We start from the raw sequence: 18,803 nt of genomic DNA on the forward strand, positions 1-18,803 counted from the left end.
ATCCCCCGGTCCGGGGGCGTTGCGCGACGCGTGTCCGTGTGCTCGCGGCGTTCCGGGGACAGGATGGGACCCATGCCCGCTCAGCCGAACCCCGCCTTCGTCCGTCCGGCCGCGGAACGCACCCGTCCCGACCTGCAGGGCACGTTCGGGATGACGGCCTCGACGCACTGGCTCGCCACGGCGTCCGCCCAGTCGGTCCTGGAGCGCGGCGGCAACGCCTTCGACGCGGTGGTCGCGGGCGCGTTCGTCCTGCACGTGGTCGAGCCACACCTCAACGGCCCGGGCGGGGACCTGACCGCGGTGTACGCGACCGCGGAGGACCCGACCCCCGTGGTCCTCGTCGGCCAGGGTCCGGCTCCGGCCGGGGCGACCCCGGAGCACTTCCGCGCCGAGGGGCTCGACCTGGTCCCCGGCGCCGGCGCCCTCGCCGCGGCCGTGCCGGGAGCGGTCGACGCCTGGCTCCTGCTGCTCCGCGACCACGGCACCTGGGAGCTCGCGGACGTGCTCGCCCCCGCCACCGGCTACGCCCGCGACGGCCACCCGGTGAGCGCCGGCGTGGTCCGCACGATCACGGCGGTCGCGGACCTGTTCCGCGACCACTGGCCCACCTCCGCCGAGCGGTGGCTGACGGGAGGCGCGCCTCCCGTCACCGGGGACCTGGTGCGGAACGAGGCGCTCGCCTCGGTGTTCGACCGGCTGGTCGCGGCCGGCGCGGACACGGACGGCAGCGGGGCGGACGGTGGACGGGCCTCCCGGATCGACGCCGCCCGCCGGGAGTGGGCCGAGGGGTTCGTCGCGACGACGATCGACGCCTTCGTCCGGCAGCCGCACCGGCACTCGTCCGGCACCGACCACGCCGGCGTCCTCCGGGCCGGGGACCTGGCCGCGTTCCGGGCGACCACCGAACCGGCGACGACCGCGGAGTTCCGCGGCCACACCATCGCGAAGACCGGGCCGTGGGGGCAGGGGCCGGCGCTCCTGCAGACCCTGCGGATGCTCGAGCCGCTGGACGACGAGCGCCTGGACCCGTCGACCGAGCTCGGCGCCCACACGGTGGTCGAGGCGTTGAAGCTCGCCCTCGCCGACCGCGAGGCGTTCTACGGCGACGGCACGGTCCCGCTCGACGTCCTGCTCGCCGACGCCACCGTCGCTGCACGTCGGGCGCTCATCGCGGACACCGCCTCCGCCGAGTTCCGCCCGGGCGACTTGCCGGGCGTCGACCCGGTCCTGCCGCCGCTCCGCACCTCGTACGACGTGACCGGCGCGGCCGGGGTCGGGGAGCCCACCGTGCCCGGTGCCCGGCGTGGACCGGTCGACGCGCGCGCGGAGGTCCCGGTCGAGGACCGCGGCGAACCGTTCGTCGCGCCCGACGGCGACACCCGCGGTGACACCTGCCACATCGACGTCGTGGACCGCTGGGGCAACATCGTCAGCGCCACGCCCTCCGGCGGCTGGCTGCAGTCGTCGCCGACGATCCCCGAGCTCGGCTTCTGCCTGGGCACGCGGCTGCAGATGACCTGGCTCGAGGAGGGCACCGCGTCGACCCTGCGCCCCGGCGAGCGCCCGCGCACCACACTCACCCCGACGCTCGTCCTGCGCGACGGCGTGCCGGTCATGGCGCTCGGCTCCCCCGGCGGCGACCAGCAGGACCAGTGGCAGCTGCTGTTCCTGCTCCGCTGGATCGTCGGCGGGTACACGCCGCAGCAGGCCATCGACGCCCCGGCCCTGCACACGACGTCGTTCCCGGGGTCGTTCTGGCCGCGGACGTGGGAGCCGGCGGGCCTGGTCGTCGAGGACCGGCTCGGCGACGCGGTGATCGCCGGACTGGAGGCCCGTGGTCACGTCGTCACGCGCGCGGGCGACTGGAGCCTGGGCCGGCTCACGTGCGTCACCCGGGATCCGGAGACCGGGGTGGTCGGTGCGGCCGCGAACCCGCGAGGCGCGCAGGGGTACGCGGCGGGGCGCTGAGCGCGCTCGCGGTGCCGCCGGTCAGGCGGCCGCGACGGCTTCCGTGTCCGTGTCCGCGATGCGAAAGGGTGACTCCTGGGGCCGCGGTACCGGAGCGGCCGGGACCGCGAGCCTGCGTCTTCCCCGGGAACCGGTTGCGAGAACGATCGTTCTCCGATTGACTCGGCACCGAGGGTCGCACCCGGCCCACACACCCGAACGAAAGGAGCGGCCATGCCCACACGCACCGCACGCACCGCCTGGAACGGCGGCCTCAACGACGGTTCCGGCCAGGTCGAACTCTCCAGCTCGAAGGTCGGCACCTACGACGTGTCCTTCCCGAAGCGCGCCGCTGACGACGCCGGCGGCACGACCAGCCCCGAAGAGCTCATCGCCGCAGCGCACTCGTCCTGCTACGCCATGCAGTTCTCGGCGATCCTCGGCGAGGCCGGCGGCACCGTCGAGTCCCTCGACGTCAAGGCCGACGTCTCGCTCGGTCCGGACTCGGCCGGCGGCTTCAAGCTCACCGGCATCGTCCTCACCGTGCACGGTGAGGTCACCGGCATCGACGAGGCGACCTTCCTCAAGGCCGCCGACGAGGCCAAGGCGACCTGCCCGGTCAGCAAGGCCCTCACCGGTGTCGACATCGAACTGCACGCCACGTTCGAGCAGTAACACCGAGCCACGCGCTGACGGGAGGCTGCCCACCCGACCGGTGGGCGGCCTCCCGTCAGTCGCGCACGGGCACCAGGGCTGCGCATGAGGACGGCGGGCGACCGGCCTGGGCGAACCAGATCGTCACCCGACTCCGGCGGCGACCCGCGCGGCCGCAGCCGCCCCCCGCAGGAGGCGGTTCCTAGCTCGCGTCCGAGACCGCGCTGGAGACGGCGGTCGGGGCGTCGTACTCGCCGTCCGGGATCGCACGGAGCGCCTCGAGCACGTCGTCGGGGGCGTTCTCCTTCTCGGCGGTCGACACGACGTCGTCCTTCGAGGCGGGGTAGTCGATGCCGCTCAGGTACTTCTGGATCTGGATGGGGTTCGGTGCTGCCACGATCGTTCCTTCCGTTGGGCTTCCCGGCCTACCCGGGGTCCCCTCGGCGACGACCCAGCGGATGCGGTCGGCGGCCAGCACGGACGGCACGAGCCGGCCCGCGCCTCCCGTCAGACCGACCAGGTCTCGTCGTCGGACCAGGACACGTCGCCCCAGGTCGACAGACGTCGCTGCGCGGTCGCCTCGTACCGTTCCATCCAGCCGCGCTCGAGACGGGCGACGGCACGGTCGAACGCCGCGACCAGGTCCAGGTCACTGCGCAGGAGGGCCTGCAGCTGCAGCCCCTCGTACAGTGCGATGAGCTGCTCGGCCCCGCGGCGGGGGTCCATGGTGTGCGGGGCGCGGCCGACCGCGATGTCGTGCTCCAACCCGCGCTTCACCTGCGAGAAGAACAGCTGGTACCGCGAGCGCAGGTACGTCGACATGGCGTGCTCGGGGTTGCCGGCGACGCTGAGCAGGGCGACGAGCAGGCGCATCAGGGCCGGGTCGTCCGCGTTCGAGGCGACGATCGCACGGAGCAGCTCGACCGTGCTGCCGTTGCCGACCTCGCGCGTGACCTCGTCCATCCGGGCACCGTTCCAGCGGTCGACCGCGGCCAGGACGAGTCCGTCCCACGACGGGAAGTGCTGCTGGAGCTCGTACGTCGAGATGTCCAGCCGCTCGGCGACGTGCTCGACGCGTGCCTCGTGGAAGGGCACGTCACGGAGCAGGTCGACCGTGGCACCCACGATCCTGATCCGCAGGTGCAGGGTGGCCGCAGCCGCAGCGGCAGCCACCGTGTCGGCGCTGGTGTCCTCGAGCATCGTGCCCTCCGTGTCCGGGACTCGCGGTCAGGTCGTGGCCGTCGCGTCCGGGGGTGCGGACGTCCTGTCCGCATGACGATCCTGGCGTAGATCACGGATGACGCGCATCCCCGGTACGGGGGTCGGCAACATGGGGGACAAGCGACGGCGCTCAGCGGCCGCTGCCTGGGTGTGTCCGATGCCGGGTGTGTGACGATGCCGGGATGTCTCCGAACGACTCCACCGCACAGGGCCTGGCCACCATGGCGTCCGCCGGGTTCGAGTTCGCGAGCACCCCGGAGCAGGTGGCGCACGACGTCCGCACCATGTGGGAGCACCTCGGTCGCCCCGAGGGTGCGTTCGAGGCCGCCGCCCAGGCGATCGCCGTCCTGCCGCAACGGCCCGAGGTCCCGGTTGCCCTGCAGGCCCGACGCCGGGAGTTCGAGCACGCCGTCGGCATCAACCCCGTCGAGGTCGAGTTGGCCGCCGCCCTCGCGGCGCGCGAACTGCTCGAGTCGATGGCGCGCACCTGCGGGACGCGCTGACCGGACCGTACGACGGACGGGAGGCCCGTGGCTGCGCAGCCACGGGCCTCCCGTCCGGTCCGGCGTCACCGCGTGGGTGCGCATCCGGCGTCACCGCCGGTGTGACGACTACGGCGTCGGCATGCCACCGTCGACGTGCAGCGTCTCGCCCACGACGAAGGACGACTCGCCGCTGGCGAGGAACACGTAGGCCGGCGCGAGCTCGGCGGGCTGGCCCCAGCGGCCGAGGTAGGTCTCCTCGCCCACCGACGGCAGGTCCTCGGCGGGCTGTCCGCCTGCCGGCTGCAGCGGCGTCCAGATCGGACCCGGTGCGACGGCGTTGACGCGGATGCCCTTCGGCGCGAGCTGTGCGGCGAGGCCCTTCGCGAGGTTGTTCACGGTCGCCTTCGTCGCGGCGTAGTGCACGAGGTTCGGCGACGGCGCGTAGGCCTGGATCGACGTCGTGTTGATGATCGTCGAGCCCGGCGCGAGGTGCGGTACGGCGGCCTTCGTGATGCGGAACGTCGCGTACACGTTGGTCTTGAAGGTCTCGTCGAACTCCTCGTCGGAGATGTCCGTGATCGCGTCGACGTTCTGCTGCTTGCCGGCATTGTTCACCAGGATGTCGAGCCCGCCGAGCTGCTCCACCGCGGAGGCGACGAGCTCCTCGCAGAACGCGAGCGAGGTGATGTCACCCGGGAGCGCGACGGCCTTGCGACCCGCGGCCTCGATGAGGGCGATGATGCGGTCGGCGTCCTCCTGCTCCTCGGGGAGGTAGCCGATGGCGACGTCGGCACCCTCACGGGCGTAGGCGATGGCGACGGCCGCGCCGATGCCCGAGTCGCCGCCGGTGATGAGCGCCTTACGGCCCTCGAGGCGGCCGGAGCCCCGGTAGGTGTCCTCGCCGTGGTCGGCGGGGACGTTCTCCGCCATCTCGGCGTCGGTGCCGGCACCCTTGAGGTACTGCTCGTCCGGCTTCTTGTCGGCGTAGAGCTTCGTCGGGTCCTGCATGGTGTACTGGTCGATCCGCTGGTCCGTCATGCGTGCGACGCTACGCACCGGGTCACCCGCTGCCGTTCAGGGGGCCGTCCCCCGCCGCGCAGTCCGGCTGATGCTGCGTGGACCGGTCCGGACGACCGCTCAGACCAGTCGGTAGACCGCGATCGGCGGGGCGTCCTCGCCCTGGTCCTCGGCATCGCCGGTGCGGGCCCAGGTCCGGCCGTCGTGGTCGATCGTCGACGGCAGGTCGCCGTGGACGATCATCCGCACAGCCGGTTCGTCGCCGTCGATCAGGTCGACGCCGTGCGCCACGCTGTCTCCGCTACTGTCCACCACGTACTCCGCCATGGGGCCGACGCTACCCGGGGCGACCCCGTACCGGCCCCGGACCCGCGTTCCGGGAATGTCACGGTCCGGTGACGGTGCGGAACCGTTTCGGTAACACCTGTCGCCCGCTGCAGGAGGTGCGGCTACGGTCGAGCGAGTGACTCCCAGGACCGTGTTGACGATCAGCGCCGTGGCGCTCGCCCTCGTGGTGGGCAACGGCGCTGCGGTCGACCACTGGTCCGGCCAGGACGCCGACCGTGCCGCGGCCGCTGAGCCCAGTGCGTCGGCGACCCGCACGGCCGATCCAGTGCCCACGTGGCGCCCGGTGTCCGCCGCTGCCCTGAAGTCCGTCGACGCGGTCGAGCTCCGCGCCGAGTCGATCGTCCTCCGTGCCGACGACCGCACCGTCACCACCGTCTCCATGCGGGACGCCAAGCACACCGTCGGGGTGCTCAACCGCATCCTCGGCACCCCCGCCCGGACGCAGACCGCCGTCGGCGACGCCGGCCGGTGCGTCCCGGCCAGCACGACCTCGACGTGGGGCGGTGCGATCCGCGTCGCCGCCCTGTCCCAGCCCGGCAGGGCCGGCAACCGGGTCGAGGTCCGGGTGCTCCGCGACCACGTCCGGTCCCGTCTCGGCGCCGTCATCGAGCTCTCCGGCCCGCACGGGGTCCGGGTCGGCGACGACGTCTCCCAGCAGATCGACGACGCGTCGAAGAGCGAGCGTGAGTCGCTCGGGTCGGACGACGCCCAGGCGTGGCAGCTGCTGCTCGAGCGCGGCTGGTCCGACGACGACGAACGCTCGGGCCACGGCGCCAACGGGGTCTCGGTCCTGACCGACGAATCCACCGTCACCGTGATCGGCTCGCCGATGCCGATCCGCCCCGCCCGCGGCTGCTGAGTCTCAGACCCGGATCGTCGCGATCACCGGGAAGTGGTCGCTCGCGAACCAGGTCTCCGGCCCGTCGTGGTCGATCTGCACCCGATCGACTCCGGCGACGTCACGCGTGAACACCCAGTCGATGCGCTCCCCGGTCGCCACCGGAGGCTGCCAGTCGTTGTAGGACGCCGTGTGGTCGTCCGGGTCCCCCGCCACCGTCCATGCGTCGGTGTACCCGGCGTCCGCGAACACCTGCGAGGCCGCACCGGACCCCGCCGGCTCGTTGCAGTCCCCCGCGAAGAGCACCGGACCGTCGACCACGGACAGTCGCTGCACGATGAGCGATGCGCTGAGTCGGCGGACCTCGTCGCCGTGCGGGCCCTGCTCGTGGTCCATGTGGGTCGTCAGCAGGGTGAAGGCAGGGCCCTCGGCATCGAGGAACCGCGCGTGGTTCGCGATCCGCGGGTACAGGCTGTCCCAGGTGTTCGAGACGGGCTCGTCGGGGGTGTCCGACAGCCAGAACGAGCCGGACTCGACGGGCCGGAACCGGTCGCGTCGGTAGAACACCGCGGCGTGCTCGCCCGCGGTGCCGCCCTCGCGCCCCTGGCCGACGGCGTCGTGGTCCGGCAGGCCCGCGCGGAGGGCGTCCATCTGGTGGTCGAAGGCCTCCTGCACGCAGAGCAGGTCAGGATCGTGACGGCGGATGACGTCGAGGACCACCGGCAGTCGGGCAGGCCAGTCGTGCACCGGGTCCGGGTTCTTGATGTTGTAGGTCATGAGGGTGATCGGGCGTGCGGTGCTGGTCACCCGTCGAACCTACCCGCGCGGCCCCCGGAGCCTCCGCTGCCTTCGCCTGCCGGACCGACCAGCGTCCGCCGGAGCGTCAGCACGCCGTCGCGGGCCCGGGACTTCGCCGTGCCGGTGGGGACGCCGAGCACCCGACCGAGCTCGGGCCCGGTCAGGTCGGCCAGGTAGCGGAGGGCCACCGCGTGGCGCTGTCGCTCCGGCAGCGCCTCGAGCGCCCGACGCAGGGCCATCCGGTCGAGCACCGACTCGGCGCGGTCGAGAGCACCGTGGTCGACGTCCTCGTGGTCGCGGATCCCCACGCGCCGGTCCCGGTCGCGGTCCGCCTGGGCCTTCCGGACCCGGTCGACCGCCCGCCGGGTCGCGATGGTCCGGATCCAGGCGATCGCCGGGTGTGCCGGGTCGTACCGCGGTGCGAGTCGCCAGACCTCGAGCATCACGTCCTGCGTGACGTCCTCGGCCAGCCAGTCGTCGCGCAGCTGCCGACGGACGACCTGCAGCACGAGCGGTCGGAACCGTTCGTCGATCCGGCGGAAGGCCTCCCGGTCCCCCGCGGCGACCCGCAGCAGCAGCGCGCGTTCCTCGTCCCGTCGTCGGCGCAACTCCTCGTCCACACCGTGCAATGTGACATGCCAGTCTGGACAGCAGCGGGACGACCCGGCACGTCACGCCGCTCAGTTGATGCAGACGCCCTCTTGGCCGTACTCGTGCACGGCGGTCGACGACGGGCTCGGCTCCGTGGCCTCCTTCGTCGGCTTCGGGGCCGTGGCCTCCTTCGACGGCTCGGCGGGGGCAGGTGTCTCGGTACCCGGCTGCGCGGCCGCCTGCGGGGTCTTGCCGTCCGTGCCGAGCACCAGGGTGACCCCCTGCACGGCGGTGCTCTGGACCGGCACCGCGCCGGGCACGACGGCGACCAGTGCCTTGGCCTGCGCCTCCATGCCGGCCGGGTACTGCACCATCGTCGCCGCCGTCGTGGCCGAGGAACCGGGGGCACCGACCTGGAAGCCCCGGCCGGCGAGGACCGTCGAGGCGGCCGCCGCAGCACCGGTGACACCGCTGCCGTTCGAGACCGTCACCGTGACGGAGCCGGCGGCAGCCGCCGTCGCCGTCGTGTACGCCGGCGGTTCCCCGACGAGCCCCTGGACGAACGCGGGCATGCCGGCGGTGTCGACCTCGACGATCGACAGCGCCGAACCGTTCGGGTAGATGGTCGGGGTGCCGAGGATCGGGATGGTCGCCGACTTGATGTTCGACGGGCGCAGGTTGCTCATCTGCCGCGCCAGGGTCAGCATGTCGAGCCCCTGGTCGGTCTCCACCGAGCTGCCGATCGCGTCGATGATGTTCGTGGTCTTCACCGGGTTCAGCAGTGTGCCGGCGGACAGGATCTTCCGCGCCTCCTGCGACAGGAAGTACTGCTGCCGGACCTGACGGTCCAGGTCGCCGTTCGGCAGACCGTGGCGCTGCCGGACGAACGACAGGGCCTGCGAGGCGTCGAGCTCCGAGACACCGGCCGGCAGGTCCACGCCCGAGTAGTCGTCCTGGACGGCCTGGTTCAGGCAGACGTTCACCGGCCCGAGTTGCTTGACGATCTCGTAGAACCCGAGCAGCGAGACACGGACGTAGTGGTCGATCGTCAGCCCGCTGAGGCCCTGGATGGTCGCGATGAGCTTCTTCGCACCGCCGGTGTCGCCGCCGCCGTTCATGGTGCCGTACGAGAACGCGCTGTTGAGCTTGCCCTTGCCGACGCCCGGGATGTCGACGTACGAGTCACGTGGGAACGAGATCATCGTCGCGCTCCGACCGTCCGCGGCGATGTGCAGCACGATCATCGTGTCGGTGTTCGTCGCCCCACCGTCGGACTGGGTGTTGAGCTCCGCCATCTCCTCCGGCGTCGCGTTGTCCGGCCGGTGGTCGTCGCCGACCAGCAGGATGTTCATCGCTCGGCCGTCGACGTCGTCCTTCGCGGGCGGTGCACTGCCGATGGCGTCGACCTTCGTGACGCTGCTGGCCAGGCGGTTGTACGCGTACGCGGCGTACCCGCCGCTCAGCAGCACGGCCATGGTGAGGACCCCGGCGAGCGCGGGGAAGACGACTCCCCAGTGGCGCTTGCGGCGTCCGTGGCGGGGCGGCACGGCGCGATCGGCCCGGCGCGGCCTGGTCTCCTCGGGTGCGTTCGTCACGGGGAGAACCATAACCGTGGAGCGCACGGATGACATGGATTCCGCCTGGACGACCTGTACGCACCGGCCGGGAGGCCCGGAGGCGGGCCGGCGCACCCGCCGCCGTCCACCCATGGATGCCCCGTACTGTCGGTCGGGTGTTCCTGACCGTCGCCGCCGTCTGCTGCGCCGCCGTGGCGGTGCCTCTGCTGGTGAACGGCGTCCGGGCCTTCCGACGGGGTGCGCGGAGCCTGACCCGCCTCCTCGCGCTGGTCGCCGGCCTCGCCGTCCTGGCGCTCGGGGTCCTCGTCGCGGTGCTCGCGGCGGTCGGCACGACGGTGAGCACCGCCCTGCTCGTCCTGGTGCTGGCGCTGGCGGGCTACCTGGCACTGGTGTTCCTCGTCTTCCTCGGCGCCGCCCTGACCTACGGCCACGTCCGGGTCACGGAGGAGGCCGAATCGCTCGTCGTCCTCGGCTGCGGGCTCGTGCACGGCGCGGTCTCGCCGATGCTGCGTTCGCGGTTGGACCGGACGCTCGAGGTGTTCCACCGGTCCGTCGCCGCTGGCCGCACCCCGATCGTGGTGCCCTCCGGCGGACAGGGTGACGACGAGGACCGCACCGAAGCCGACGCGATGGCGGAGTACCTCGTCGCCCACGGTGTGCCGGCGGAGCTCGTGCGCCGCGAGACCCGGTCGACGAACACCCGCGAGAACCTCCGCTTCTCGCACGAGGTCCTGCGCGACGCCGGGGTCGACGGCCGGACGCTCGTCGTCACGAACGACTACCACGTGATGCGCACGGCGATGACGGCGCGTCGTACGGGCTTGGACGCCCGGGTGCTCGGGGCGCCGACCGCGCGGCAGTCGGTGCCGAGCGCGTTCCTCCGCGAGTTCGCGGCCGTGCTCGTGATGCACGGCTGGTGGCACCTCGGAGCGCTGGCCGCGATCGTGGTGCTGTGGGGCGCGGGGCTGGCGACGGGGATGCTGCCGGCCTGACGCGCCAGGGGCTCAGTCGCGTCCGGGCAGCAGGTGCACGGCCTCCATGGCGAGCTCGGCGGCGATCGGGTCACCAGCGCGCACGGCGTCGCGGAGGTCCGCGATGTGGGGCGTGACGGCCTCGACGGGGACGACCTCGGCGATCTCGGGCACGCGGAGCTTGTAGGACAGGCCGTCGGTCGTCGACCGGCACAGCTGCGCGAGCGAGGCGTTGCCGCATGCGTCGGCCCACATCGCGTAGACGTCGGCGCCGTCGTGCGCCAGCGCGGCCTGCTCACCCTCGCCCAGACGGGTGAGCACCTGGTCGAGCGTCGCCACGACCTCGCGGCGCTCGGCGTGGGTGAAGCGCGGGACCGCCAGCCGCACCACGCCGCCGTAGATCACGCCGAGCGTCTGGTACGCGTCGAGTACTTCGGCCGCCGTCGGTGCCGCGACCCGGGTGTACCGGTTCGGCGCCATCTCGATGAGCCCGGCGCGGGCCAGTTCGGCGAGCGCTTCACGGATCGGGGTGCGGGAGACACCGAGCCAGGCGATCAGGTCGTCGTCGTTCAGGCGCTCACCGGGCTCCAGCGTGCCGTCCATGATCGCGTCGCGGATCTTGTCCTGGACGGTGTCGCGGAGGAGCTTGCGCTCGGCGGCGGGCTGCGTGGCGGGAACGGGCATGCGGTCAGCGTGTCACATGTCACGCGGTCGGCGCGAGAGGCGCGACGGCCACCAGGCCCGGCGGCCGAGGTCGAGGACGAGCGCCGGGACGAGCAGCGAGCGGACCACCACGGTGTCGAGCAGCACGCCGAACGCGACGACGAAGGCCATCTGCACGAGGAAGAGGATCGGGATCACGCCGAGGGCCGCGAAGGTGGCCGCGAGCACCACGCCGGCGGACGTGATCACCCCGCCGGTGGCCCCGAGCCCGCGCAGCACGCCCTCGCGGGGACCGTGCCGGAGGGTCTCCTCGCGCACCCGGGTCATGAGGAAGATGTTGTAGTCCACGCCGAGCGCCACCAGGAACACGAACGAGAACAGCGGTACCGACGGGTCCGCGCCGGGGAAGTGGAACAGGTGGTCGAAGACGAGCGCGCCGACGCCGAGCGCGGCCGCGAAGGACACGATGACGCTGCCGATGAGGACGAGCGGCGTGACGATGCTCCGGAGCAGCAGCATGAGGATGAGCAGGATCACCGCGAGCACGACGGGGATGATGAGCGTCCGGTCGCGGATGCCGGTGTCGTCGGTGTCGATCGCCGTCGCGGTCACCCCGCCGACACGGGCGCCCGGGTCGACGCGCTCGACCGCGGTGCGGAGTTCGCGGACGGTCCGCTCGGCCGCGCCGGAGTCCGCCGGGTCGGCGAGGGTCGCCTCGAGGAGCACCTGACCCCGTGACACGGTGGGGTCGGCGGCCGGGGCTCCGGGCGTCGTGCTCGTGGTGGCGCCCGCGCCGACCGTCGTGGTGCCGGAGGGCGAGTCCTCGGCCGCCGCGGTGACGCCGTCGACCCCGTCCACACCCGTGACCGCGTCGGCGAGCTCGTCGATCCGGTCGGCGTCGCCGAGCACGAGGGCGGGGCTGCCGGAACCGCCGGGGAAGTGGTCGGCCAGCACGGTCTGACCATCGCGCGCCTGCGACTGCCCGATCACCAGCTCGCTCTGCGGCACCCCGTCCGCCCGGAGGCCGAGCAGGCCCGTGCCCATCGCCAGGAGGCCCACGGTGCACACGATCCAGACCGTCCGGGAGCGCCGGCCGACGAGCCGGCCGACGCGGGCCCAGAGCCCCCGGGCATCCGGGCCGGTGAGGACCGGGTGGGCGCTGCCGAACGTCGGCCTGAGCGGCCAGAACGCGGCCCGGCGGAAGCAGAGGAGCAGCGCGGGCAGCAGGGTGAGGGCGGCGAGCACGCTGAACGCGATGCCGATCGCGGCCACCGGGCCGAGCGCCTTGTTCGAGTTGAGGTCCGAGAGCAGCAGGCACAGCACGCCGACGATGACCGTGCCGCCCGAGGCGATGACCGGCTCGAGGCTGCCGCGGAGCGCGGCCCTGGTGGCGTCCCATCCGGCCCGGTGGTCGCGGAGGGCCTCGCGGTACCGGGACGTGTAGAGGAGCGCGTAGTCGGTCGCGGCGCCGATCACCAGGATCGAGAGGATGCCCTGCACCTGCCCGTTCACGGTGACGACGCCGGCCTTCGCGAGTGCCCAGACGACGAGGATCGACGCGGTCAGGGCGAACACGGCGGTGGCGAGCACCAGGAACGGCAGCAGCGGCGAGCGGTAGACGACGATCAGGATGACGAGCACCGCGATCAGCGCGACCCCGAGCAGCAGGCCGTCGATGCCGGCGAACGCCTCGGTCAGGTCGGCGGTGAAGCCCGCCGGGCCGGTGACGTACCCCTGCAGCCCGTCCGGCAGGGCGTCGTCCACGTCCGCACGGATGGCGGCGACCGCGTCCCCGGTCTCGGCGGAGGCGGTCAGCGTGGCGACGACCTCGGCGGCGTCGCCGTCCTCGCTCGGGATGACCGGGCTGACCTGGTCGATGTCGTGCCGGTCACCGAGGGCGTCGGCGATGCGGCCGGCAGCGGCGGTGTCGGCCGCCGTCAGGCCGCCGTCCCGCTCGAGCACGATGACGGCCGGCGCCCCGCCGGCGTCCCGGAAGTCGCTGCTGCGGTCCTGCACCGCGGTGGCGTCGGCCGAGGCCGGCAGGAACGAGGTCTGGTCGTTCGTGGAGACCTCGGAGATGCGGCCGAAGAAGGGGCCGCCGACCGAGGCGACGACGAGCCAGACGAGGACGACGAGCGCGGGGACCACGATGCGGAGGGAGCGGGACACGTCGGCGAGCGTACACGGATCGTCAGCATGCTGATCACTTCCGCTCCGCACCAGGCACGTCGTCAGCCCCACCGTAGACTCGGACCATGGAGGACCAGTCCGCGCAGTGGCCGATCGGACGCCTGCTCGCCGCCGCTTCCCGCGCGGTGGAACGGGAGTGGGACGAGCGCCTCCGGGCCATCGGACTGCAGCACGCCGCCCTCATCGCGCTCGACATCGCCCTGCGGAACGGCCCGACCGGCGCCGATGTCATCGCCCGCACCGCCCGGGTGCAGCCGCAGACGATGTCCCGCACCCTCGAGCGACTCGAACGCGACGGGATGATCGAGCGCAGCCCGCACCCGGAGGACGGCCGCCGGCGACTCGTGACCGTCACCGACCACGGGCGGGAGATGTGGGACACCGCCCGGCACATCGAGCGCGAGGTCCTGCCGGACGACCCGGAGCTCCGCGCCCGGCTCGGGGCCATCCTGGCCAACTCGAGGGGTGCGTCTCCCGCACGGTGACACTTGCGTCTGATATGCAGGATGTGACACGCTGGGAGGGTCGGCATCAGGGCCGACCTGATGCCAGGGAGCCCGCATGTCCGGCCGCCGCGCCGCCCGATCCGCCCGTTCCGCACGACGCCGACGGCCGTTCCTCGTCGCCCTCGTCGTGACGGTCGGCTCGCTCACCGCCGTCGCCGCGGTGCTCGCCGTCGTCGCCGCCACGTTCATCGGCGGCCTTGCGCAGCGGTACGACGCCGGCCGGACCGTGCTCGAGGACCCCTTCCCCGGTGGCACACGCCCGTCCGAGCACGGCGACGCGGTCGACGTCCTGCTCATCGGGTCGGACTCGCGGGCACACGAGGACCCTGACGGTGATCGCGTCTCCGGCAGACGATCCGACACACTGATGCTCGCGCACATCCCGGCCGATCGGCAGGACATCACCCTCCTGTCCATCCTCCGCGACACCTGGGTCGACGTCCCGGGCCACGGCGAGGCGAAGATCAACGCCGCCTACGCCTGGGGAGGCGCCCCACTCACCGTGCAGACCGTCGAGCAGCTCCTCGATGTCCGGATCGACCACGTCGCCGAGATCGACTTCGCCGGGTTCGCCGGCATGACCGACGCACTGGGTGGCGTCACCGTCGACTCGTCGACCGCGTTCGACGCGCGGGGGCACCACTTCACGGTCGGCCCGAACCACCTGGACGGCGCCGCGGCCCTCGCCTTCGTCCGGGAGCGCTACGCCTTCGCCGATGCCGACCACACCAGGGTGCGGAACCAGCAGGCGTTCATGCGGGCCCTCGTCCAGCGGGTCCTGTCCGAGGACACCCTGACGAGCCCGGGCAGGATTCGGCAGTTCGTGTCCTCGACCAGCGAGTACCTCTCCGTGGACCCCGGCCTGGACTTCTCGAGACTCGTCGGACTCGGGTGGTCGCTCCGGGACTTCCGCGCGGGTGACCTGGCCACCACGACGCTGCCGTCGGCCGGCGGCGGCACCAGTGACGACGGTCAGTCGTACGTGCGGGTCGACCGTTCCGCCGTCTCCAGCCTGTCGATCGCGCTGCGCTCCGACGACCTCTCGGACTGGCTCGCGACGCACCCGTCCGGATGACCTGCGCCTCCGGAGGTCCCACGACCCACGGAGGGCCCATGACTCCGGGCGCCCCCTCCGCCCGGACGACGGAGCGCCCCACGACCGAGGTCGTGGGGCGCTTCCGATCGGCGCGAGACGCTGAGCGTCAGGCCGGGAGCTGCAGGGTCTGTCCCGCGTAGATGAGGTTCGCGTCGTCCACGGTCGACGTGTTCGCCGCCCACAGCTGCTTCCAGCCACCCTCGACGCCGAGCTTCGTCGCGATGGTGTCGAGCGTGTCGCCCGAGACCACCTTGTACGTCTTGCCGCTGGTCGGCACGGCGGCGGGCTTGGTCGCGGTCGCCGACGGTGCCGGCGTGCTCGCGACGGCCTTCGGGGCCGCCGCCTGCGGTGCCGGCGCAGCCTGACGGGCCGGTGCCGCCGGGGCAGCAGCCTGCGGAGCCGGTGCCGGAGCCGCCTGCTGGGCGACCGGGGCGGGGGCCGCGCCGCTCGTGCCGCTCAGGCCGAGCTTCGCGGAGCACGCGGGCCAGGCGCCCCAGCCCTGCGAGGCGAGGACGTTCTCGGCCACGGCGATCTGCGTCGCGCGGCTCGCACCGGCCGGGCTGCCGGTGCCACCGTTGGCGGCCCAGGTGCTCTGCGAGAACTGCAGTCCGCCGTAGTAGCCGTTGCCGGTGTTCGTGGCCCAGTTGCCACTGGACTCGCAGGCTGCCAGGGCGTCCCAGGTCGAGCCGTCGGCCGCACTGGCCGGTGCAGCTGCGAGACCGACGCCCGTGGCGGCGATGCCGGCGAAGGCGAGTCCGCCGACGAGGGCGCGGGTTCGGGTGTGGTTCTTCATGTCGTTGCTCCACCGGGGTCGCATCGTCGTTCCCGACGCCGGCTGCCCACCCCGACCGATCGCGGTCAGTCTGATGGTGTCACCGGGGGCAGCCTCCGCGCCGGCGTCACGGTGGGCCACCATAGGAAATCCATGCTCGTTATCAAACTGAGACCAACGGTTCTACCCAGTAGTGCTATGTACCCCGCCGCGAACCTGAACGTCTCGATGCCCATGGGCGCGGCGATCGGGCGTACCCGGGTACACGACCTTCCGAATTCCCTGGCAATCGCGGATCCGAGCGACCGAGGACGGACGGGAGGCCCGTGGCGGCACCGCGAGCCGCCTCCCGTCCGTCAGCCCCGCGAGAGCAGCGTGACGGCCTCGAGGTGCCCCGTCTGCGGGAACATGTCGAGCACGCGCACCCGTCGCAGGCGGAACGACGGCATCACCGCGAGGTCGCGTGCGAGCGTCACGGGGTTGCAACTGGAGTACACGACGTGCTGGACCTCGGACGTCTCCAACCACCCGGCGAGCTCTGCGCCGATGCCGCGTCGGGGCGGGTTGACGACGACGAGTTCGGGGGTGGTGCCGGGCCGGGCGCGCAGGGCGTGGGCGGTCGCGTCGTCGGCGGCGAAGCGGACGTCGGTCAGGCCGGCCTCGCGGGCGGACTGCTTGGCGGACACGATCGCCTCACGACTGGTCTCGATGCCGGTGACCGCGCGACCCGGGCGTGCTGCGTGCAGGGCGAACCCGCCGACACCGCAGTACAGGTCCCACATCGAGGCCGGACCGACCTCGTCGATCCACTCCGACGCCTGCGCGTACAGCTGGGTCGCGACGGTGGTGTTCGTCTGGAAGAAGCTCTGCGGGCGCAGGTGCATCGTCACCGGCCCCAGGCGCATCGGCAGGGTCTGCTGCTCGGTGAGGACGACCTCCCGGTCCCCCTCGGTCACGGCCTTGTGCTCGGGCAGCAGGTTCGCGGTGACGACGACGGCCTGCGGCAGGACCCGGTGCAGGTCGCCGAGCCGGTCCCGCAGGCGTGGCAGCTGCCCCTCGCTCCGGAGGACGAACCGGACCATCAGCTCGCCGTCCGGCGACTCGGTGACGAGCACGTACTTCAACTCGCCGCGGCGCTGTCGGACGTCGTACGGCATCAGTCCGGCGGAGGCGATGAAGTCGGCCAGGACCGGGAGCGCCCGCTGGATGCCCGGCGTGCAGATGCCGCAGTGCCGCAGGTCGACCCCGCGCTGCCGCTCGTCGAGGATCCCGACGGTGGGTTGCTGCGCGGTGCCGCCGACGACCATCTTCGCCTTGTTGCGGTAGCCGGACTCGGGGCTGGTGATCGCCGGGAGCCACTCGACCGTCCCCGGGCCACCCGCGGCGTCGACGGCGTCGTGCAGGAGTTCGCGGGTGCGGAGCTCCTTGTCGAGGACCTGGTCTCCGTATGGCTGACCCATCAGGGTGCACGACCGGCAGACCCCGCGGTCGAAGTAGTCGCACTGCATGGCCGAGTCAGGATACGTCAGCGGCGGGCAGCGTCCCGGGTGGTCGTCCGGATACGGTGCACCGAGGTCGTCGCGGTGACGAAGAGGTCGCGGCCGTCGTCGCCGCCGAAGCACAGGTTCGCGACGACCTCGGGCACCGGGACGGTCCCGATCCGGGTGCCGTCCGGCGTGTACACGAACACCCCGACCGCGGCGGAGGTCCAGATCCGGCCGTCCTCATCGACGCGGAGACCGTCCGGCACACCCTCGCCCGGTGCGAAGCGCACCAGGTCGCGGCCGTTCTTCACCCGCACCCCGGGCACCCCGGACGCCGCCGGAGCGTCGGTGACGACGTCGTAGGCGCGGATCACCGGGCGGTCGCCGTCCGAGCTCGCCACGTACAGGACGCGCTCGTCGGGCGAGAACGCGAGCCCGTTCGGTTCGTCGACGTCGAGGACGACCGGGCGCAGGTCCTCGCCGGCCGGGCCGCAGCGGAACACCCAGTGGTCGCCGTACTCCCGCTCCCCGGGGTGGCCTTCGCGCGGCTGCGTGATGCCGTAGGCCGGGTCGGTGAACCAGACGCTGCCGTCGCGGGCGACGACGACGTCGTTCGGGGAGTTGTAGGCGACCGCACCCCACCCCGTCGTGATCGGCGTGACGACGCCGTCCCGGTCACGCTCGACCCGCCGGTGTCCGTGCGAGCACTGCACCACCGAACCGTCGGGGTCGAGGGTCCGGCCGTTGGTGAACTCGACCCCGTCGGCGTACACCGACACCGTGCCGTCCGTGGCGGACCACTGCAGGATGCGGTCTTCGGGGATGTCCGACCACCGGAGCGTCCTGGTGGCCGGGATCCAGCACGGTCCCTCGGCCCAGGTGCTGCCGGTGTGCAGGGTCTCGAGCGCGGTGGGGTCGGGGACGAGGTCGGTGAGGCTCGGCACGGGTTCTCCTTCGAACGGTGCGACCACGCTAGTGCGCGCGCACCCCGGTTCGCCGGCGACCCCGACGGATCAGACCGCCGCGGCGGCCGCCGCGCTCCGTCGCCGCAGGGCCTTCTCGACCGCGGAGATGCCGAACCCGAGCAGGATCGACGCCACCACGGCCAGCACGGTCACGAGGAACGGCTGGTCCCGACTCCAGTGCCCGGTCGCCGCAGCGATCCCGACGCAGTAGGCGGCCCAGACGACGTCGGCGAGCGCGCAGCTGAGCAGGAAGCGCCGGACGTCCAGACCGCTGTCGGCGCCGACGAGGTTCGTGGTGAGGCGGCCCATCGGGATGAACCTCCCGAGGACGGCGATGCGACCGGGGGCGGCGCGGTAGCGCTCGTCGATGGCCTCCCGCGCCTTCCTGATCTTCGGCCGCGCGAACCAGGACCTCGAGCCGAGGTCGACCGACCGGGCCAGCTGGTAGAGCGCGAGGTCGCCGAGCACCATGCCGATCGTGGCCGCGACGATCAGGAGCAGCACGGGCAGGAGTCCGCCGTCACCGCCGACCAGGAGCGTGCCGATCGCGACGACCATCGCCTGGCTGGGCAGGAAGACCGCGATGCTGCCGACGGCGAGCACCAGGCTGACGACCAGGAACGCCCACGGGGTGCCGACGAGCTGCAGCACCACCTGTTCTGCTGCGTCCACCGGTCACC

Annotated in this window: 20 protein-coding genes; 7 read left to right on the forward strand and 13 right to left on the reverse strand. The window is 72.8% G+C overall.

From position 1 onward, the window contains the following. Window positions 1-72 precede the first annotated feature (72 nt). Window positions 73-1,968 (forward strand): gamma-glutamyltransferase family protein, encoded by a 1,896-nt coding sequence (locus DEJ31_RS14750; RefSeq protein WP_111122226.1) that lies wholly within the window; start codon window positions 73-75, stop codon window positions 1,966-1,968. A gap of 213 nt (window positions 1,969-2,181) precedes the next feature. Further along, window positions 2,182-2,622 carry an OsmC family peroxiredoxin gene (locus DEJ31_RS14755; RefSeq protein ID WP_110903839.1) on the forward strand — a complete coding sequence of 147 codons (441 nt, stop codon included), beginning with the start codon at window positions 2,182-2,184 and terminating at the stop codon, window positions 2,620-2,622. Window positions 2,623-2,803: 181 nt separating this feature from the next. On the opposite strand, the gene DEJ31_RS14760 is transcribed toward DEJ31_RS14755, so the two are convergent. Further along, window positions 2,804-2,998 (reverse strand): DUF2795 domain-containing protein, encoded by a 195-nt coding sequence (locus tag DEJ31_RS14760; RefSeq protein ID WP_110903840.1) that lies wholly within the window; start codon window positions 2,996-2,998, stop codon window positions 2,804-2,806. A gap of 110 nt (window positions 2,999-3,108) precedes the next feature. After that, window positions 3,109-3,801, reverse strand: coding sequence for a TetR/AcrR family transcriptional regulator (locus DEJ31_RS14765; RefSeq protein WP_111044495.1), 693 nt, complete (start codon window positions 3,799-3,801; stop codon window positions 3,109-3,111). A 203-nt stretch (window positions 3,802-4,004) separates the two neighbouring features. Between DEJ31_RS14765 and DEJ31_RS14770 the strand changes: the two genes are divergently transcribed. Further along, window positions 4,005-4,325 (forward strand): hypothetical protein, encoded by a 321-nt coding sequence (locus tag DEJ31_RS14770; protein WP_111122227.1) that lies wholly within the window; start codon window positions 4,005-4,007, stop codon window positions 4,323-4,325. Between the two features lie 108 nt (window positions 4,326-4,433). Here the strand turns inward: DEJ31_RS14770 and DEJ31_RS14775 are convergent, their stop codons facing one another. Both DEJ31_RS14775 and DEJ31_RS16965 read right to left on the reverse strand, forming a co-directional pair. Beyond that, complete coding sequence (locus DEJ31_RS14775) at window positions 4,434-5,345, reverse strand: glucose 1-dehydrogenase (RefSeq protein WP_110903843.1); 912 nt, start codon at window positions 5,343-5,345, stop codon at window positions 4,434-4,436. Between the two features lie 99 nt (window positions 5,346-5,444). Further along, a complete protein-coding gene (locus DEJ31_RS16965) occupies window positions 5,445-5,651 on the reverse strand; it encodes a hypothetical protein (RefSeq protein ID WP_111044494.1) in 207 nt (68 codons plus the stop codon). Between the two features lie 136 nt (window positions 5,652-5,787). Between DEJ31_RS16965 and DEJ31_RS14780 the strand changes: the two genes are divergently transcribed. After that, window positions 5,788-6,531, forward strand: a complete 744-nt coding sequence (locus DEJ31_RS14780; protein ID WP_146240644.1) for a hypothetical protein — start codon at window positions 5,788-5,790, stop codon at window positions 6,529-6,531. Between the two features lie 3 nt (window positions 6,532-6,534). On the opposite strand, the gene DEJ31_RS14785 is transcribed toward DEJ31_RS14780, so the two are convergent. Genes DEJ31_RS14785 through DEJ31_RS14795 form a run of 3 tightly spaced genes read right to left on the reverse strand, consistent with a single transcriptional unit; the run spans window position 6,535 to window position 9,494 of the window. Next, window positions 6,535-7,317, reverse strand: a complete 783-nt coding sequence (locus DEJ31_RS14785) for an endonuclease/exonuclease/phosphatase family protein (protein WP_111044492.1) — start codon at window positions 7,315-7,317, stop codon at window positions 6,535-6,537. Next, a complete protein-coding gene (locus tag DEJ31_RS14790; RefSeq protein ID WP_181421576.1) occupies window positions 7,314-7,928 on the reverse strand; it encodes a sigma-70 family RNA polymerase sigma factor in 615 nt (204 codons plus the stop codon). The genes DEJ31_RS14785 and DEJ31_RS14790 overlap by 4 nt, the downstream gene beginning before the upstream one ends. A 60-nt stretch (window positions 7,929-7,988) precedes the next feature. Then, window positions 7,989-9,494 carry an LCP family protein gene (locus tag DEJ31_RS14795; RefSeq protein WP_258366326.1) on the reverse strand — a complete coding sequence of 502 codons (1,506 nt, stop codon included), beginning with the start codon at window positions 9,492-9,494 and terminating at the stop codon, window positions 7,989-7,991. 137 nt (window positions 9,495-9,631) lie between these two features. On the opposite strand from DEJ31_RS14795, the gene DEJ31_RS14800 reads away from it, so the two are divergent. Continuing rightward, window positions 9,632-10,468 carry a YdcF family protein gene (locus DEJ31_RS14800; protein ID WP_181421578.1) on the forward strand — a complete coding sequence of 279 codons (837 nt, stop codon included), beginning with the start codon at window positions 9,632-9,634 and terminating at the stop codon, window positions 10,466-10,468. A gap of 12 nt (window positions 10,469-10,480) precedes the next feature. Here DEJ31_RS14800 and DEJ31_RS14805 read toward each other — a convergent pair whose 3' ends face one another. Together DEJ31_RS14805 and DEJ31_RS14810 are read right to left on the reverse strand one after the other, a co-directional pair. Next, entirely contained in the window at window positions 10,481-11,131 is a 651-nt protein-coding gene (locus DEJ31_RS14805) for a GntR family transcriptional regulator (protein ID WP_110903849.1), read from the reverse strand. A gap of 12 nt (window positions 11,132-11,143) precedes the next feature. Further along, the gene (locus DEJ31_RS14810; RefSeq protein ID WP_111122229.1) at window positions 11,144-13,279 is read right to left on the reverse strand and encodes an efflux RND transporter permease subunit; all 2,136 of its coding nucleotides are present in this window, start codon (window positions 13,277-13,279) and stop codon (window positions 11,144-11,146) included. Between the two features lie 86 nt (window positions 13,280-13,365). Here DEJ31_RS14810 and DEJ31_RS14815 point away from each other — a divergent pair, with 86 nt between their 5' ends. Both DEJ31_RS14815 and DEJ31_RS14820 read left to right on the forward strand, forming a co-directional pair. Then, complete coding sequence (locus DEJ31_RS14815) at window positions 13,366-13,785, forward strand: MarR family winged helix-turn-helix transcriptional regulator (RefSeq protein WP_111122230.1); 420 nt, start codon at window positions 13,366-13,368, stop codon at window positions 13,783-13,785. Between the two features lie 76 nt (window positions 13,786-13,861). Then, window positions 13,862-14,881, forward strand: coding sequence for an LCP family protein (locus tag DEJ31_RS14820; protein WP_111122231.1), 1,020 nt, complete (start codon window positions 13,862-13,864; stop codon window positions 14,879-14,881). A gap of 127 nt (window positions 14,882-15,008) precedes the next feature. Here DEJ31_RS14820 and DEJ31_RS14825 read toward each other — a convergent pair whose 3' ends face one another. The 4 genes from DEJ31_RS14825 to DEJ31_RS14840 all read right to left on the reverse strand — a co-directional run bounded on the left by DEJ31_RS14825 (window position 15,009) and on the right by DEJ31_RS14840 (window position 18,795). Next, window positions 15,009-15,695: a transglycosylase family protein gene (locus tag DEJ31_RS14825; RefSeq protein WP_111044597.1), complete on the reverse strand. Its 687-nt coding sequence runs from the start codon at window positions 15,693-15,695 to the stop codon at window positions 15,009-15,011. 335 nt (window positions 15,696-16,030) lie between these two features. Next, window positions 16,031-17,182 carry a 23S rRNA (uracil(747)-C(5))-methyltransferase RlmC gene (rlmC, locus tag DEJ31_RS14830; protein WP_111122232.1) on the reverse strand — a complete coding sequence of 384 codons (1,152 nt, stop codon included), beginning with the start codon at window positions 17,180-17,182 and terminating at the stop codon, window positions 16,031-16,033. Between the two features lie 17 nt (window positions 17,183-17,199). Next, on the reverse strand, window positions 17,200-18,102 hold the full coding sequence (locus tag DEJ31_RS14835) for an SMP-30/gluconolactonase/LRE family protein (RefSeq protein WP_258366327.1): 903 nt from the start codon (window positions 18,100-18,102) through the stop codon (window positions 17,200-17,202). 69 nt (window positions 18,103-18,171) lie between these two features. Continuing rightward, window positions 18,172-18,795, reverse strand: coding sequence for a DedA family protein (locus DEJ31_RS14840; RefSeq protein WP_111122234.1), 624 nt, complete (start codon window positions 18,793-18,795; stop codon window positions 18,172-18,174). Window positions 18,796-18,803: the final 8 nt, after the last annotated feature.

This window comes from Curtobacterium sp. MCPF17_031 (assembly GCF_003234035.1).
GTDB lineage: Bacteria > Actinomycetota > Actinomycetes > Actinomycetales > Microbacteriaceae > Curtobacterium.